The organism is Synechococcus sp. L2F (assembly GCF_024345695.1).
Taxonomy (GTDB): domain Bacteria; phylum Cyanobacteriota; class Cyanobacteriia; order PCC-6307; family Cyanobiaceae; genus MW101C3.
Genome location: NZ_JAGQBP010000002.1, coordinates 698,434 through 714,118, shown reverse-complemented (window position 1 = coordinate 714,118; position 15,685 = coordinate 698,434). Strand labels below are relative to the sequence as shown.

Annotated in this window: 13 protein-coding genes, 1 tRNA gene and 1 other RNA gene; 9 read left to right on the top strand and 6 right to left on the bottom strand. The window is 63.0% G+C overall.

Annotated elements, in window-relative coordinates; all coding sequences use genetic code 11:
- The first annotated feature begins 17 nt into the window (after positions 1-17).
- The 5 genes from KBZ19_RS08385 to KBZ19_RS08365 all read left to right on the top strand — a co-directional run bounded on the left by KBZ19_RS08385 (position 18) and on the right by KBZ19_RS08365 (position 5,246).
- Complete coding sequence (locus KBZ19_RS08385; protein WP_255100573.1) at positions 18-881, top strand: DUF547 domain-containing protein; 864 nt, start codon at positions 18-20, stop codon at positions 879-881.
- Positions 882-1,232: 351 nt separating this feature from the next.
- A complete protein-coding gene (gene murF, locus KBZ19_RS08380; RefSeq protein ID WP_255100572.1) occupies positions 1,233-2,618 on the top strand; it encodes a UDP-N-acetylmuramoyl-tripeptide--D-alanyl-D-alanine ligase in 1,386 nt (461 codons plus the stop codon).
- Positions 2,619-2,748: 130 nt separating this feature from the next.
- The gene (locus KBZ19_RS08375; RefSeq protein WP_255100571.1) at positions 2,749-4,509 is read left to right on the top strand and encodes an AAA family ATPase; all 1,761 of its coding nucleotides are present in this window, start codon (positions 2,749-2,751) and stop codon (positions 4,507-4,509) included.
- Positions 4,510-4,722: 213 nt separating this feature from the next.
- A complete protein-coding gene (locus tag KBZ19_RS08370) occupies positions 4,723-4,917 on the top strand; it encodes a type II toxin-antitoxin system HicA family toxin (protein ID WP_255100570.1) in 195 nt (64 codons plus the stop codon).
- Positions 4,914-5,246 (top strand): type II toxin-antitoxin system HicB family antitoxin, encoded by a 333-nt coding sequence (locus KBZ19_RS08365; RefSeq protein ID WP_255100569.1) that lies wholly within the window; start codon positions 4,914-4,916, stop codon positions 5,244-5,246. The genes KBZ19_RS08370 and KBZ19_RS08365 overlap by 4 nt, the downstream gene beginning before the upstream one ends.
- Positions 5,247-5,659: 413 nt before the next feature.
- Here the strand turns inward: KBZ19_RS08365 and KBZ19_RS08360 are convergent, their stop codons facing one another.
- Together KBZ19_RS08360 and KBZ19_RS08355 are read right to left on the bottom strand one after the other, a co-directional pair.
- Positions 5,660-6,187, bottom strand: a complete 528-nt coding sequence (locus KBZ19_RS08360) for an arsenate reductase ArsC (RefSeq protein WP_255100568.1) — start codon at positions 6,185-6,187, stop codon at positions 5,660-5,662.
- Positions 6,188-6,318: 131 nt separating this feature from the next.
- Positions 6,319-6,392: transfer RNA gene (locus KBZ19_RS08355), tRNA-Arg, on the bottom strand.
- A gap of 45 nt (positions 6,393-6,437) precedes the next feature.
- Here KBZ19_RS08355 and rnpB point away from each other — a divergent pair.
- Both rnpB and rnc read left to right on the top strand, forming a co-directional pair.
- An RNA gene (gene rnpB, locus KBZ19_RS08350) (RNase P RNA component class A) lies at positions 6,438-6,852 on the top strand.
- Positions 6,853-6,859: 7 nt separating this feature from the next.
- Positions 6,860-7,636, top strand: a complete 777-nt coding sequence (gene rnc, locus KBZ19_RS08345; protein WP_255100567.1) for a ribonuclease III — start codon at positions 6,860-6,862, stop codon at positions 7,634-7,636.
- Here the strand turns inward: rnc and KBZ19_RS08340 are convergent.
- On the bottom strand, positions 7,614-7,799 hold the full coding sequence (locus KBZ19_RS08340) for an NAD(P)H dehydrogenase subunit NdhS (RefSeq protein WP_255100566.1): 186 nt from the start codon (positions 7,797-7,799) through the stop codon (positions 7,614-7,616). The genes rnc and KBZ19_RS08340 overlap by 23 nt on opposite strands.
- A 52-nt stretch (positions 7,800-7,851) precedes the next feature.
- Between KBZ19_RS08340 and rimM the strand changes: the two genes are divergently transcribed.
- Both rimM and KBZ19_RS08330 read left to right on the top strand, forming a co-directional pair.
- The gene (gene rimM / locus KBZ19_RS08335; protein ID WP_094513839.1) at positions 7,852-8,436 is read left to right on the top strand and encodes a ribosome maturation factor RimM; all 585 of its coding nucleotides are present in this window, start codon (positions 7,852-7,854) and stop codon (positions 8,434-8,436) included.
- Between the two features lie 43 nt (positions 8,437-8,479).
- The gene (locus tag KBZ19_RS08330; protein WP_094513842.1) at positions 8,480-9,982 is read left to right on the top strand and encodes a mannose-1-phosphate guanylyltransferase/mannose-6-phosphate isomerase; all 1,503 of its coding nucleotides are present in this window, start codon (positions 8,480-8,482) and stop codon (positions 9,980-9,982) included.
- A 3-nt stretch (positions 9,983-9,985) separates the two neighbouring features.
- Here the strand turns inward: KBZ19_RS08330 and galE are convergent, their stop codons facing one another.
- The 3 genes from galE to KBZ19_RS08315 form a co-directional block, all read right to left on the bottom strand.
- Positions 9,986-11,008, bottom strand: coding sequence for a UDP-glucose 4-epimerase GalE (gene galE / locus KBZ19_RS08325; RefSeq protein WP_094513846.1), 1,023 nt, complete (start codon positions 11,006-11,008; stop codon positions 9,986-9,988).
- Positions 11,009-11,082: 74 nt separating this feature from the next.
- Entirely contained in the window at positions 11,083-13,209 is a 2,127-nt protein-coding gene (locus tag KBZ19_RS08320) for a transglutaminase family protein (RefSeq protein WP_255100565.1), read from the bottom strand.
- A gap of 2 nt (positions 13,210-13,211) precedes the next feature.
- Positions 13,212-15,668, bottom strand: a complete 2,457-nt coding sequence (locus tag KBZ19_RS08315; RefSeq protein WP_094513854.1) for a glycogen/starch/alpha-glucan phosphorylase — start codon at positions 15,666-15,668, stop codon at positions 13,212-13,214.
- Positions 15,669-15,685 lie beyond the last annotated feature (17 nt).

The window sequence follows — 15,685 nt, the reverse complement described above, 5'->3', positions numbered from 1 at the left end:
TCTGCTTTCGCGCTTCCATGGCTTCGCTTCGTTGGCGTGTCCCGTCGCTGGCGCTCTGCGGGGTGCTGCTGCTCAGCGCCGCAGGCTGCGGCGGCGGACCGGCCGAGCAGATCCTCCGCCAGAGCAGCGGCAGCGCAACAGCCACCGCCCCCCAGCCGCGCCTGGATCCAGCCCCCTTCAATGCCGTGCTGCAAGCGGTGGTGGACGCGCAGGGGCTGGTGGACTACGACACCCTGCAGCGCGATCCGGCCCAGCTGGATCGTTACCTGAAGGAACTGGCTGCGCTGACGCCCGAGCGCTTCGGCTCCTGGCCGGAGGCCGATCAGATCGCCCTGCTGATCAACGCCTACAACGCCCTCACCCTGCGCTCGATCATTGATCAACAACCGATCCGGCCGAGCATCAAGGACATTCCCGGCGTGTGGAAGTTCCGCCGCCACGCGCTGATGGGCCAGCAGCTCACCCTCGATGGGATCGAGCACGAGATCCTGCGGCGCGAATACAACGAGCCCCGCATCCATGCCGCCCTCGTCTGCGCCGCCATGAGCTGTCCGCCGTTGCGCGGCGAAACCTTCACGGGCCCGGAGCTCGACCGGCAGCTGGACGATCAGAGCAAGCGCTGGCTGGCCAGCAACGTGGGGCTGCAGATCGACCGGGCCAACAGAACCGTGGGCATCTCAAAAATCTTTGAGTGGTTCGGGGAAGACTGGTCGCGCGCCGATCCCAAGGCCGCGACGGTGCCCGGCCACGAGAAGCAGAGCGCAATTCTGCGCTTCATCGCCCGCTACCGGCCGGCCGAGGATCAGAAGCTGCTGCTGGGGGGCGACTACCGCCTGATCCACCTGCCCTACGACTGGAGCCTGAATCGGTCACGGCGTTGAGTTGGTCGCAGAGCTGAATTGGTCGCTGGGAGAAAGCATATGCAGGCGATAGATCTTATGAGTTGAAGAGCATTAGGCCTCACGCAAAGTGTCTCTTGCACGTGGCAAAACTCCCAGAGAATATGTATCGTTGCGAACAGTGGTTCTCTGACCCGCGAACCAACGGCACCGCTTTCAGCTGACCAACCAAAGCCCTTGCAGCATCTGCTTAGTCGGATGGCCTTGATGCGATTCTCTCTGCGGTTTGCAGAAGGGCAAGGCCAAGTCGGGGTGGTTTGCGGAACCGTCGAAGAACAAGTTCGGCAGACGCCTCAGTCATGCAGTATCATTTAGAGATTGCACTTCACCACTATGGACAAACACATTGAACCCCTCCCCCTTCCGGATATAACTAATTTACTGAGTAGTCAAACCACTTGTGAGTCAGATTGGTCAGTTTTAGACATTTCAACAGACAGCAGATCAATTAGTACTCCTAATTGCTTGTATGTGGCCCTTCGAGGTACAAGTTTTGATGGCCATGACTTCGTTGCTCAGGCTTTCCAAAAGGGAGCCGCTGCCGCTGTTGTCAGTCAACGTGTTGAAGGTGTTGACGGGCTTCAGATTGTCGTCCCAGACACCCTTCTTGCCCTTGGAACACTTGCCAAATTCTATAGGTCGTTATTCAAGATTCCCGTTGTTGGTGTTACGGGCAGTGCTGGAAAGACGTCTACGAAAGAAATGATTGCAGCTGCCTTAAGGCCATTCTTGAATATACAAGTAAATAAAGCCAGCTACAATAATGAGATTGGAGTTCCACTCACCCTCTTTGGGATTGATCGAAACACCCAAGCAGCAGTGCTGGAAATGGGGATGCGAGGCATAGGCCAGATAGAATATCTTTGCAATATTGCAACGCCAAATATTGGGGTAATTACGAATATAGGCATGTCGCACATTGAATTACTTAAGTCCAGGGAAAATATCGCTATCGCGAAAAGCGAGCTTCTTGCTTCATTGGGCACCAATGGAGTAGCAATAATAAACGCTGATTCCGATTTTGCCGAGTTCCTCAAGGGGCGTTCTCCATCAACTGTGATCACGTATGGAACAAGTCCAAGTGCTGATTTTCAAATTACTGAGTTGCGCTACATAAATAACAAAGATACGGCCTTTAAGGTCAACGACGTTGATATTTACCTTAATGCAACCGGAGATCACCATGCAATGAATGCAGCTGCAGCATGTGCAGTAGCTTCAGCTCTTGGTTATTCCGTTTCGGAGATTGCCGGGAATTTAAGAAACTTTCGCTCAGTAGAGCAACGCGGCACAGTTATCAGGACTAAAGATGATATCATTGTATTGGATGACACGTACAACGCCGCTCCAGATTCATTCCGTTCGGCACTTCAGACATTAAGCATAGTAGGTGCGAATCGGCGTAAGGTCGCAATTTTAGGCGAGATGAGAGAGTTGGGCGAGAAAAGCTCAGAAGCGCATGCTTATGTTGGCCAGATTGTCTCAGAGCGTAACATTGATATCTTAATTACAGTCGGGGGTGATGCACGGTGTATTTCAGAAGCAGCCAACTCTTTACCAGAGTCTCATAAATATCATTTCGAGTGTGCTGACGATGCTGCATTGAAGGCAGCTGACTTGGTTCATCCAAGCGACATTGTTTTAGTGAAAGGATCAAGAGCGATGCAAATGGAGAAGATTGTCGCGCGGCTTGAGCGCGGATTGGAAGATCTAGCATAAGAATGTGGCAACAGCTGCCCAACATCAAGATGCAGCGGGCGGGAGCACAGTTTTCTTAATTGTCGTTCAGGAATTTGCCCGCCGCTGATCTTGGCGTTAGATTTCACTCGAGGGCATGATGAGATCGGAAGTGCAACTCAACGGATTCGCGTTTTCTGGATACAGGAGCTTTGGTGGCGCGCTAGCGAAGATCGCTCCACTGAAGAAGATAAATTTTGTAATTGGTCAGAACAACAGCGGAAAGTCTAATGCAATTAACTTTCTTAACAAGCAATACCCATTGTTTTGGAGCCTGGCCAACGGAACATATAGATCTGGGAGCGATGGAAAGCATAAGTTCACCGATCTTGATCGACCTATCGTGTCATCAGCAAGTAATCCGAAGATTGCATTTCCGATCGCAAAAGAATCCATCGATGAATACCTCAGCAGCAAGTTTGAGGATCCACGCGTTCCGGCCTTTCAGCTTGCAAAGAAAATAATTGCGTCATGCTATGAAGCCGACGACGAATTTGTTTGGTTCGTTTACGGCGGAAGCTCTCTGAATAAGAACTTCGAGCTGCAGGTAGACGTAGAAGAGGCTATCCCAGCTTTGGCACAGCACGAATGGGGGCAAGTGTGGAGAGCGCTGACACATCAGCAGCAAGGAAATATTCGTACACATTGGGTGCCTCAAACTCTTCATGCCTTGGCATATGTGCCCGAGCGTTGCCCCGCTGTAGAAACTATCCCAGCAATTCGACGGATTGGTGAGCCAAATTCGGGCAAGCTCGATCATAGCGGTGAGGGAATCATTGAGAGCCTGGCAAGACTCCAGAACCCCCCTATATCTAGCCGTAAAGATAGAGAGAAGTTTACCCGGATAAACACGTTTGTACAAAGGGTTCTTGAAAATAGTTCGGCAGAAATTGAAATTCCGTTTGATCGAGACATGATTCTCGTTCACATGGACGGGAAAACACTGCCGTTGCACTCACTGGGGACCGGGATACACGAAGTAATTATATTGGCATCAGCAGCTACAGTTCTCGATAACAGCATCTTGTGCGTCGAAGAGCCTGAACTACATCTGCACCCAGCATTGCAGAGGAAACTCCTCAAGTACTTAGCTTCGGAGACGAACAACCAATATCTGTTCACAACGCATTCAGCACACCTAATGGATGCGGTGGATTCTGAAATATTTCATGTGTCGCTGTCATCGGAGGGCTCAGCGGTTTACCGCGTCGGAAACGATTCGGAAAAAGTCAGAGTATGTAAAGATTTGGGATACAAAGCTTCCGACATATTGCAAGCAAATGCTTTGATTTGGGTTGAGGGGCCGTCCGATAGAGTTTATTTGAATTATTGGATTCGCGCAAAACGTCCGGATCTGATGGAAGGGGTTCATTATTCGATCATGTTTTACGGTGGAAGGTTGTTCAGCCATATCTCCGCAGAAGTGGGGGCAGTCGAAAGCATTGCCGATGATCTAATAGCAATTCGCTGTTTAAATCAGAACACTTCAATTGTCTTTGATAGCGATAAGCCGAAATCGCATGTCCAACTTACTGCAACCAAGCAGAGATTGAAGTCAGAGTTCGACTTGGGGCCTGGCTTTGCGTGGGTGACTCGTGGCCGCGAAGTTGAAAACTATCTCGATGAGGAGGCGTTGCAGGCTGTCATTCGCAGAGTGCATCCATCGGTGGATCAGTTCGTGGCATCTGGGCAATGGGCCAACCTTCTTGTCTATAGATCCAAGAAAGATGGCAAAGAGCGAACGGCTGATAAGGTCAAGGTTGCTAGGGCTTTTGTAGAGGGAAATGAACCAGACTTCTCTATTCTAGATCTGAACAAGCGTATTGAGCAGTTGGTCGTATTTATAGTTATGGCGAATTCAGATGAAATCTAACAACACGTTGCAGGTGACGTTGACGCGCTGCCAACTTTTGCTGCCCCAAAAGCGCCCATCGCCTCAAACGCACATGAACGTGGGCGCTATCCGCATCCAGGAAGCCGTTGGCCAACAACCGCGCTTGGTACCAATCGGCAGTACCATGCTGGAACGAAGCGGAAGCACCAGCGCACCCTTGAGCTGATCTTCTCCCGTCCTGTAAGCGGCAGCTTGCCGTGGAGGGACATCGAAGCCCTGTTTCAGGAGCTCGGTGGGGATGTCAGTGAGAGGGCGGGCAGCCGAGTCGTGGTCGTTCTGTTTGGCGAAGTCAGGGTCTTCCACCGCCCCCATCCATCGCCCGATACAGACAAGGGTGCTGTTGCTTCAATCCGCAAATGGCTTGAAGAGCACGGAGTGTCACCATGAATCTCATGAAAGTAGATGGCTACCACGCCAAGATTGAGTACGACGAGGAAACAGATCAATTTCGAGGGGAAATTCTTGGGCTTTCTGGAGGAGCGGATTTCTATGGTTCTAGCCCAGATGAGCTTCGCCGTGAGTTCAGAAAGTCATTGGACGTTTTTCTTGAGGTCTGCAAGGAACAAGGTATCGAGCCCCGTAGAAGCTTTTCAGGCAAGTTCAATTTTCGGATACCGCCTGAACTACACGAGAAATTAGCGATGGCTGCGGAGGTGCAAGGAAAGAGTCTCAACACGCTCGCCCAGGAAGCACTTCAGAGAAGTGTCATGGCATAGAGGAGCGGATATCCCGCTCTTCGAGTTGACAGGCCTCCATTGATTCCGTGCTTGCGATGTGAAGTCCATGCCTGCCACTGAGCGGCAGTGTCAGCGCCACACGAAACCCACAAGAGGCATCCCCCTCCTTCTCTTCCCTGCAGCGCTCGTCGCCACCCCGATCAGCTCCTTCTGGTTGGCTTCAGCAGCGCTGCCATATCAAGACCCAACACCTTCGATGTTGACCGAGCAGGCCACAGAAGGGCAAAGAGTGCAGTGGTTCATGGGCGGCAGTTCCATCTTTGCGCTTGCAGATGTAATCGGGCGATGAAAAACAGGACAACCACTCAGATAACGCCTGCCTGGTTCTGTGGGCGAATCCCGTTGGGCCCATCAGAGGCTTGAGATCAAGAGAAATCCGCCGCTTCTGCCGCTCAGCTGAGCCATTCGGACACCTCACGTCGATCAACGCCCTGGCTCCGTCGGACCAGATCGCTGCCCAGCAGGTCGCCGATCCGCTGGGCCAGCACGTCGAAGCAGGCGGAGAAGGCCGTTCTGGCTTCTTCCATCTCTGTGTGCGCAGCAGGGTCGGGCAGCCCCCAATGCAGCCGCGTGGTGTCGGCTGGCAGCGGGTCGCAGTGACGGGCCGCGTGATCGCACACGGTGATCACCAGATCAAACGGGTCGGCCGACGCCTCCAGCACCGCCGCCAGGCTCTTGCTGGTGAACTGGCCGGGGTCGACGGGCAGGCGGCTGATCTGCTCCAGCGCCAGCGGATGGACCCGCCCGGTGGGGGCACTGCCGGCGCTGGCGACCTCAACGGCCCCCTGACCGAGAGCCTGAAACAGGGCTTCCGCCATGATGCTGCGCGCCGAATTGCCGGTGCACACCACCAGCACTCGCTGCCTGGTTCTCTTCGTCACAAGGTTGCTGCGCAATGGGTTGGTTGAGCGCGGCCCCATCCCCCGGCCCGTGCTGAACCGCTCAGTAACTACCGGCGGCGGTCGGAATCGGATGGCCACGCCTGGCGCCCATGCGCTTCCCGGGTCGCAGGCAGCACACGAGCCCTTGCTTCGGCTGCGTTCAGGAGGCACGGGGCTGGCGGGACTCGAACCCACGACCTACGGTTTAGGAAACCGTCGCTCTATCCGGCTGAGCTACAGCCCCTTGCGGCCCATTATGAGCTCCGCCCACGCGGGCATGATGGACCACGAAAGCAGGCGAGGTGGTCGCAATCGGGGCAGCGTTTCGGTCTTCGGGCCGGGCGCCGGGCCCGGTTGAGGAAAGTCCGGGCTCCCGAATGGCCAGGCTTGCTGGGTAACGCCCAGTGCGGGTGACCGTGAGGAGAGTGCCACAGAAACACACCGCCGATGGCTCAGGGGGGTTCGCCCACCGGGCACAGGCAAGGGTGCAAAGGTGCGGTAAGAGCGCACCAGCAGCATCGAGAGGTGCTGGCTCGGTAAACCCCGGCCGGGAGCAAGGCCGAGGGACAAGGGTTGGCCATGACACCCGTCCCGCTTCATGTGTGCCGCTCGAGGCCGTTGGTAACAACGGTCCCAGATAGATGACCGCCCCGGTCCGCTCCGGCGGAACGGAACAGAACCCGGCTTACGTCCTGCTTTCACCCCCTGACGATGACGCCCCGAGGCCCAACGCTGAGCCCCCGCCGGCAGCGCCAGCTGCTGGCCTACCTGGCCAGCCTGGGGCTGGAGGAGCCCAGCACGGGCCTGTCGGGTCTGGCTTCGATCGATGAGGCCCTCACCCACACCTCCGCCGGCCTGGCGCGCAACCATGAGCGGCTGGAGTTTCTCGGCGATGCGGTGCTGCGGCTGGCCGCCTCCGAGCACCTGCAGCGCCTACACCCGCAGCTGAGCGTGGGCGCGCGTTCGGAGCTGCGGGCCCAGATCGTCAGCGACCGCTGGCTGGCGGACCTGGGCGATCGCTGCGGGATCGATGCGGTGGTGCGGCTTGGCGCCATGGCGGCCGGGGATGCCGCAGCGCGGCGCACGATCCGCGCCGAGGCCTGTGAAGCCCTGATCGGCGCGCTCTACGAAACCTGGGGAACCCTGGAGCCGGTGCACCGCTGGCTCTCCCCCCACTGGTCGGAGAGCATCGCGGCGCTGCTGGCCGATCCGCACCGCCACAACTGGAAGCAGGCCCTGCAGGAATGGACCCAGGCGCGGGGGCTGGGTCTGCCCGCCTACAGCTGTGAAGAGTGCAGCCAGGGGCATGGCGATCCGCGCCGCTTCCGCAGCGCCGTGGTGGTGGCCAGCTACGCCGCCGCATCACCTCTGGGCGAAGGCTGGGGCCGTTCGCGCCGCGAGGCCGAACAGCAGGCGGCCAGCGCGGCACTCAGGGTGCTGGAACTGGAGCAGGGCGCCGAAGCGCTCAGGCCGGCTCCAGGCTGCTGAGGGGCAGGGTCACCAGCTTGTCCCAATTGCCGCCCTCGAACAGCACCGCCACCTGCTTGCCGCTGAGGCGCTGCACGAAGCCGCGGTAGCCGTTGTAGATCGAGCGTGGGTCGCGGACCACCACGGTGGACCCGGGCAGGATCGGCAGCGCGCTGACAGCCATCGGTGGTCTGAAGGGGTGGCGCCATTATCGAGGCTGATGCAGGCGAGCGGGGATGGCAAAAGGGGCACCACCGCGCCGTGATGGGGCTGACCTGCCGCCGCAGGAGGCCCCTGCGGCCGATCCCTGGCTGGTGGTGGGGCGGATCGTGGCCGCCCAGGGCCTGGAAGGGGAGCTGCGCGTGCTGCCGCGCACCGATTTCCCGGAGCGCTTCACCCGCCCGGGGCCCCGCTGGCTGCGGAAGCAGCAGGAGCCTCCCCGGCCTGTGCGCCTGCTCAGTGGCCGTCAGCTGCCGGGGCGGGAGCTGTTCGTGGTGCGGCTGGAGGGGATCGGCAACCGCTCAGCGGCGGAGGCGATCGTGCAGCACGACCTGCTGGTGGAGGCGAGTGACCGCCCGCCGCTGGCCGACGGGGAGTTTCACCTGTTCGATCTGCAGGGGCTGGAGGTGCGGCTGGCGCCCGGCGGCACGCCAATCGGCACCGTCGTCGACCTGATCCACGCCGGGAATGACCTGCTGGAGGTGAGGCTGAGCGAGGGGCGGCGGGTGCTGATCCCCTTCGTGACACCGATCGTGCCGCGGGTGGAGGTCAGCGAAGGGTGGCTGGAAATCACACCGCCGCCGGGTTTGCTGGATCCCTGACCACCTCCATAAACTGCGTGCCTATCCGGTCTCTTCTCCGACCATGAGCTCAGAGATCGCGTTTCTCGTGCCGGTGATTCTCTGCGGAGGGACAGGCACGCGGCTCTGGCCGCTCTCGCGCGCCTCCTACCCGAAGCAGTACTGGGCGCTGGCCGGCAGCGACGACACCACCCTGCTGCAGCAGACCCAGCAACGGCTGGAGGGCCTGCCCCAGCTGGCGCCGCCCTTGCTGGTCTGCAACGAAGACCACCGCTTCATCGTGGCCGAGCAGATGCGCCAGATCGGCGTGGATCCAGCCGCGATCCTGCTGGAGCCGGTGGGGCGCAACACCGCGCCGGCGATCGCCGTGGCCGCCCTGCAGGCCACCGCCCGCGGTGAGGATCCGCTGCTGCTGGTGCTGGCCGCCGATCACGTGATCCGCGACGGCGCCGCCTTCCGCGCGGCGATCACGGCGGGTCGTCCCGCCGCCGCGGCCGGCCGCCTGGTGACCTTCGGCATCGTGCCCACCGCGCCTGAAACCGGCTACGGCTACATCGAGGCGGCCCTGCCCTTCGCCGCTGCGCCCACAAACGGAGCCGCCGCCGGCCCTCTGGAGCCGGTGCCGATCGCCCGCTTCGTGGAGAAGCCCGACCGGGCCACCGCCGAGCAGTTCTTCGCCTCGGGACGCTTCACCTGGAACAGCGGCATGTTCCTGTTCAAGGCCAGCGCCATCCTGGCCGAGCTGGAGCGGCTCACCCCCGAACTCGTGAGCGCCTGCCGCGCCGCCCTGGAGCAGGATTCCGCCGACCTGGATTTCCTGCGTCTGGAGCAGGAATCCTTTGCCAGCTGCCCCAGCCTGGCCATCGACGTGGCCGTGATGGAGCGCACGGCGCTCGGTTCGGTGCTGCCGCTGGAGGCGGGCTGGAGCGATGTGGGTAGCTGGAGCGCCCTGTGGGACACCGGCGAGCGGGATGCCTCGGGCAACGTGCTGCGTGGCCGGGTGATCAGCGAGGGGTCGCGCAACTGCTATCTGCGCAGCGAGCACCGGCTGGTGGTGGGCCTCGGCGTCGATGATCTGGTGGTGGTCGAAACCGACGATGCGGTGCTGGTGGCCCACCGCGACCGGGCCCAGGACGTCAAGATGATCGTCAACCAGCTGGAGGCGGCGGGCGCCTCGGAAGGCAAGGCCCATCGCCGCATCTACCGCCCATGGGGCCACTACGACGGCGTTGTGGAGGGAGAGCGCTGGCAGGTGAAGAAGATCCTGGTGAAACCGGGCGCTTCGCTGTCGCTGCAGATGCACCACCACCGCGCCGAGCACTGGGTGGTGGTGAAGGGCACCGCCGTGGTGGAGAAAGACGGCCTCCAGGAGATGGTGGGCGAGAACCAGAGCACCTACATCCCGCTCGGCTCGAAGCACCGGCTGTCGAACCCCGGCAAGATCGCCGTGGAGATGATCGAGGTGCAGAGCGGCCCCTATCTCGGCGAAGACGACATCGTGCGCTTCGATGACGTCTACGGCCGCACCGACGCCCCCCACCGCGGCATCGCCCAGGCGGCCAGCTGACGCTTAACCGGGGCCATACCCCGCCGGATTGGCCGACTGCCAGGCCCAGCCGTCCCGGCAGATAACGTCCAGGCCACGCTCGGTGCGCCAGCCCAGCCGCTCGGCCGCCAGGGCGGGATCCGCCACCGACACCGCCACATCCCCAGGCCGACGCTCTTCGATGCGGTAGGCGATCGGCCGTCCGCTGGCCCGCTCATAGGCGCGCACCACCTCCAGCACCGAATGCCCCGCACCGCTGCCGAGGTTGAGGGTAAGGCGCTGGGGAGCTTCTGCCAGCAGCACCTCAAGGGCCGCGCGATGGCCGTCGGCCAGGTCCATGACGTGGATGTAGTCGCGCACGCCGGTGCCATCGGCCGTGGGCCAGTCACCGCCGAAGACGCGCAGGAAGGGCCGCCGGCCGATCGCCACCTGGCTCACGAAGGGGAAGAGGTTGTTGGGCAGGCCGCCGGGGTCTTCGCCGATGCGGCCGCTGGGATGGGCGCCACAGGGGTTGAAGTAGCGCAGCAGGGCCACCCGCCAGCCGGGTTCGCTGGCCGCCACATCGGCCAGCAGGCGCTCCACTGCGGCCTTGGTTTCGCCGTAAGGGTTCACCGGTGCCACCGGCGCGGATTCGGGGATCGGCACCACGCTGGTGAAGCCATACAGCGTGGCGCTGCTGCTGAACACGATCGTGCGGCAACCGGCCTGGCGCATGGCCGCCAGCAACCGCACGCTGCCGCCCACGTTCACATCCCAGTAGCGCAGCGGGTCGGCTACCGACTCCCCCACCGCCTTGCAACCCGCCAGATGGATCACGGCCTCGATCGCTGCGGCGGCGAACGCCCGTTCCAGGGCGGCCGGATCACGGATGTCGCCCTGGATCAGATGCAGCGGCGCCCCCGCCAGTTCCTCGACCCGGCGCAGGGCTTCCGGGGAGCTGTTGGAGAAGTCGTCGAGCACCACCAGGCGATGGCCCAGCTGCAGCAGCAGCACACAGAGGTGACTGCCGATGAAGCCTGCCCCACCGGTGATCAGAAGCGCGGCCATTGCAAAGGCTGGGTGTGCTTTCGGACACTACTGATCGGCAGCGATGGCCAGCCGCCTCGCCCCTCGGGGGCGCTTCAACCCAGGCGGAGGTCGATGGTGCGCAGGCCGGGCTCCGGCAACGGCCAGGCCGGCGCCGCCAGCGGCTCGAGGGGCTCAGGATCGGGCACGAAGTGATGCGGCTCACCATCGCGGCGGAAGCAGACCAGCCGCTCCCCGCTGCCTGCCGCGAGGATCTCCAGCTGCAGGGGCAACTGGTTCGGGATGCAGGGATGCAGGGAAGGGAACAGGCTGCTGTGGCGGTAGCGGATCCCCAGCCAGCCGTCCGCGAGCGGCAGGTCGCGGCCGCAGAGGCGCAGCCGGTAGGAGGCGAGGAACGCCTCGTTCGCCCGCAGTTCCAGGCGCTGCAGGGAGCTGTCGACGAAGCGGCTGGTGGTGCCGCCCTCCGCCGGGGTGTCGCACAGCAGCGGCCAGGGCTCCAGGGCACGGCGGATCTCCAGCCGGGCGCCCTGCTGCTCCCAGGAGAGCAGCAAGGGGAAGCGCCAGTTCCAGATCTGCCGGTAGGGCTCGGGCTGCATGTCGAGACCGTCGGCATCCAGCTGCTGCAGCACCTCCTGCAGATCGCTCCAGAGCGCATGGGGCAGTAGCGCCTCATCGTGGAGGTGCTCGTTGAAGGTGATCAGCTCGGTGGGGCGGTGGATCGGATCCAGCAGGTGCGCCGCCAGCGCGCTCCAGAGCAGGGCGATCGCCGCGGCCCACTCCGCCCTGGGCAGGGCCTCGATCGCCCGGAATTCGATCAGACCCTGGCAGCCGCTAGGCCAGGCGGGGTTCCAGAACTTGTCGAAGCTGATTTCGCTGCGGTGGGTGTTGCCGCTGCGGTCGGCATGGAGGTGGCGCAGGGTTTCACTGATCAGCACCCGCTGATCGCCCTCGGGCAACTGCTCCAGGGCGCTGTGGGCCAGTCGGAGATCGAAGGGGCTGGCACTGCCCTCATCGAGCCGCGGCGCCTGGGAGGACGGGCCCACCGAGCTGTTGCTGAAGAGATAGGAGAGGCTGGGATGGTGCTGCCAGAAGCGCAGGATCCCCACCAGCCAGGCTGGCCGGCTGAAGAACGGGTTGGCCTCAAGGCTGGCGCCGCCCCAGAGCAGGTGGTTGCCACCGCCGGTGCCCTGCTGCTCCAGGCCCTCACCCTTCGAGCTGCAGAGGCCCACCGCCACGCCCGCCTCGGCCAGGGTCTGCATCCAGCCGGCGTAGTCGGCCCAGCCGTGGCACACCGGCAGGTTGACCTCCAGCACGCCGGGGTCGGCGGTGAGGCCAAGCACCTGCCACTGGCCGTCCACATCAACAGGCAGCATGCCGCTGAGTTCGGGCTGGCTCCAGCCCGCGCTGGCGGCGGCGATCACCGTCAGCAGCTCGAGCAGGGGCTCGCGCGCCAGCGGCGGCAGAAAGAGGTTCCAGCTGTCATCGCGGATCTCCAGCGTCAGCACCTGACGCAGCACCCCCTCGGGGAAATGCACAAGCGGCAGGCGCAGCCCGGCCGGACCGGGGGCCGGCAGCAGGCGGCAGAGCCGCTTGGCGAGGCTCCACTCGGCCGCCTGCCAACCCGCGGGCTCGCCGTCCTCGCTGGCCTCGGCGTGGTGGCAGAGCGGCACCGCCCAGACGCGGTTGTCGGGGGCGAGGGGATCCTTGAGCTTGAGTGGCTTGAAGGCGCAGCCCAGGGCCGAGCCGACGGCCTCCAGAAAGGCCTTGGCGCGTTTGCGCGGCAGGGGAGGCAGGCAGAAGGGCGCACCGAACGCCGGTGGGCGCCCCGCCGCAGCGTCCTGGGGCCAGCGCACCAGGGGCAGGCCATCGAGGCCGGTGATCAACCGCAGCGCCCAGCGCGGGTTCACCTCGCCGTCGTAGCGCTTGCCCGGGCAGTACATCAAGGTGCTGCCGGGCCAGGTGCGGCGCTGAATCTCCGCTGCCAGGCCATGGGCGTAGGCCAGCTTGGTGGGCCCATCGGCGGTGACCGACCATTCGGCCCCTTCGGGCTTGAGCGGCACGTAGGTGGGTTCACCGCCCAGGGTGAGGTGGAGGCCCGCGGCCTGCAGCCGGTGCTCCGCTTCAACGGCCGTGGCCGCCATCCAGCCGGGGGTGGAAGTCAGGGGAGGGGGCGCGGGCCGTTGCAGGGAGTCGGCGGGCGCAGACGCGGGGGTGACGGGCATGGTCAGTGAGGGGTAGTCCGCAGGCTGGCAGGAATCACGGTGCAGGCATTGATCGGCACCGGCGCCACCTTCCAGATGCGTTCGGCGTACTCGGCGATCGAGCGGTCGGAAGAGAAGAAGCCGCAGCGGGCTGTGTTCAGCACCGACATGCGGCTCCAGCTGGCGGGGTTCTGCCAGGCCTGATCGACGGCGTTATGGGCGCGGCGGTAGTCGCCCATGTCGGCCATCACCCGGAACGGATCGCTGCCGCAGAGGTTGGCCAGCAGCGGGTGGAAGAGGTCGCGGTCGCCTTCGCTGAAGTGGCCCGAGCCGATCAGCTCGATCGCTTCGCGGGCGATCGGATCGTTCTCCAGCCAGGGCATCGGGTGGTAGCCGTTGCGGTTGAGCGATTCGATCTGCTCGGCGGTGTGGCCGAACAGGAAGAAGTTCTCGTGTCCCACCAGCTCGCGGATTTCCACGTTGGCGCCATCGAGGGTGCCGATCGTGACGGCGCCGTTGAGCGCCATCTTCATGTTGCCGGTGCCGGAGGCCTCCTTGCCGGCGGTGGAGATCTGCTCGGAGAGGTCCACAGCGGGATAGACCTTCTGGCCGAGGCTGACACTGAAGTTGGGCAGGAAGACCACCCGCATGCGGCCGTCCATGGCCGGGTCCATGTTCACGATCTCGGCGATGCCGCCGATCAGCCGGATGATCAGCTTGGCCATGTGGTAGCCCGGCGCCGCCTTGCCCCCGAAGATGAAGGTGCGGGGCGGCAGGTCCTCACCGTTGCGCAGCCGCAGGTAGCGCTCCACGATCTGCAGCGCGGCCAGGTGCTGGCGCTTGTACTCGTGGATCCGCTTCACCTGGACGTCGAACAGCGACGAGGGGTCCACCAGCACGCCAAGGTCGTGGTGGATGGTGGCGGCCAGCCGCTGCTTGGCCTGGTCGCGCACGCTGCGCCAGCGCTCCAGGAAGGCACCGTCATCGGCATGGGCCTCGAGGCCCTTGAGCTCGGCCAGATCCCGCCGCCAGCCGCGGCCGATCGTCTCGTCGAGCAGGCCGGAGAGAAACGGATTGGCCACCGCGATCCAGCGGCGGGGTGTGACGCCGTTGGTGACGTTGGTGAAGCGATCGGGCCAGAGATCGGCGAACTCGGGGAACAGCTGCGACTGCACCAGGTCGCTGTGCAGCTCCGCCACCCCGTTCACCTTCTGGCTGCCCACCACCGCCAGGTTCGCCATCCGCACCTTGCGCTGGGGCCCCTCCTGGATCAGCGACAGCCGCTCCAGCAGCTCGGGCTGGCCCGGGTAGCGGATGCGCACCATGCGCAGGAAGCGGGCGTTGATTTCGTAGATGATCTCGAGCTGGCGGGGCAGCAGCTGGGCGAACAGCTCCAGCCCCCAGGTCTCGAGCGCCTCAGGCAGCAGTGTGTGGTTCGTGTAGTTCACGCTGGCGGTGGTGATCGACCAGGCGGTGTCCCAGTCGGCGCCGTGCTCATCGATCAGCAGCCGCATCAGCTCGGCCACGGCGATGGCCGGGTGGGTGTCGTTGAGCTGCACCGCGAACTTGTGGTGGAACTCGGTGACCGGCAGACCCTGCCCCTTGAGGATGCGGAACATGTCCTGCAGGGAGCAGCTCACGAAGAAGATCTGCTGGCTGAGCCGCAGGCGCTTGCCCTGTTCAAGCTCGTCGTTGGGATACAGCACCTTGGAGAGCGTTTCCGACTCCACCTTCTGCAGCACCGCGCGGGTGTAGTCACCGGCGTTGAAGGAAGCGAAATCGAAGGCCTCCGGGGCCTGCGCCGACCACAGCCGCAGCGTGTTGGTGGTCTTGACGCCATAGCCAAGGATCGGCGTGTCGTAGGCGACGCCCAGCACCACATGCTGGCCGATCTGCACCGGGTAGGTCCACTCGGGGCGAATCACCTCCCAGGGGTTGCTCTGCGCCAGCCAGGGATCGGTGCTCTCCACCTGCCAGCCGTTGCTGATCTGCTGGCGGAAAATGCCGAACTCGTAGCGGATGCCGTAACCGATCGCAGGCAGCTCCAGGCTGGCCAACGATTCCTGGAAGCAGGCCGCCAGGCGGCCGAGGCCGCCGTTGCCCAGGCCCGGTTCGGGCTCCTCGGCGATCAGCTCCTCAAGGTCGACACCAAGTTCGTCGCAGGCATCCTTGGCCGCCTCGCGCAACCCCAGGTTCACCAGGTTGTTGTCGAGGTGTGGGCCAAGCAGGTACTCGGCGGAGAGGTAGCTGACGGTACGCACCCCTTCCTGGGTGTAGGCCTCGGCGGTGTCGACCCAGTTGTGCAGCAGCTGGTCACGCACCGCCAGCGCCAGGGCGCGGTAGTAGTCGTGGCGGGTGGCCAACGATGGCGACTTGGCCAGGCTGGAGAACAGGTGGCGGCGGATGCCCTCCGCCAGCGCCCGACCATCCGCAGAAGAGAAGTAGTCGCGGTCAGCGGGGGGTGCTGTGGTGGCGGCCATGGGGTGCTTATCAGCAA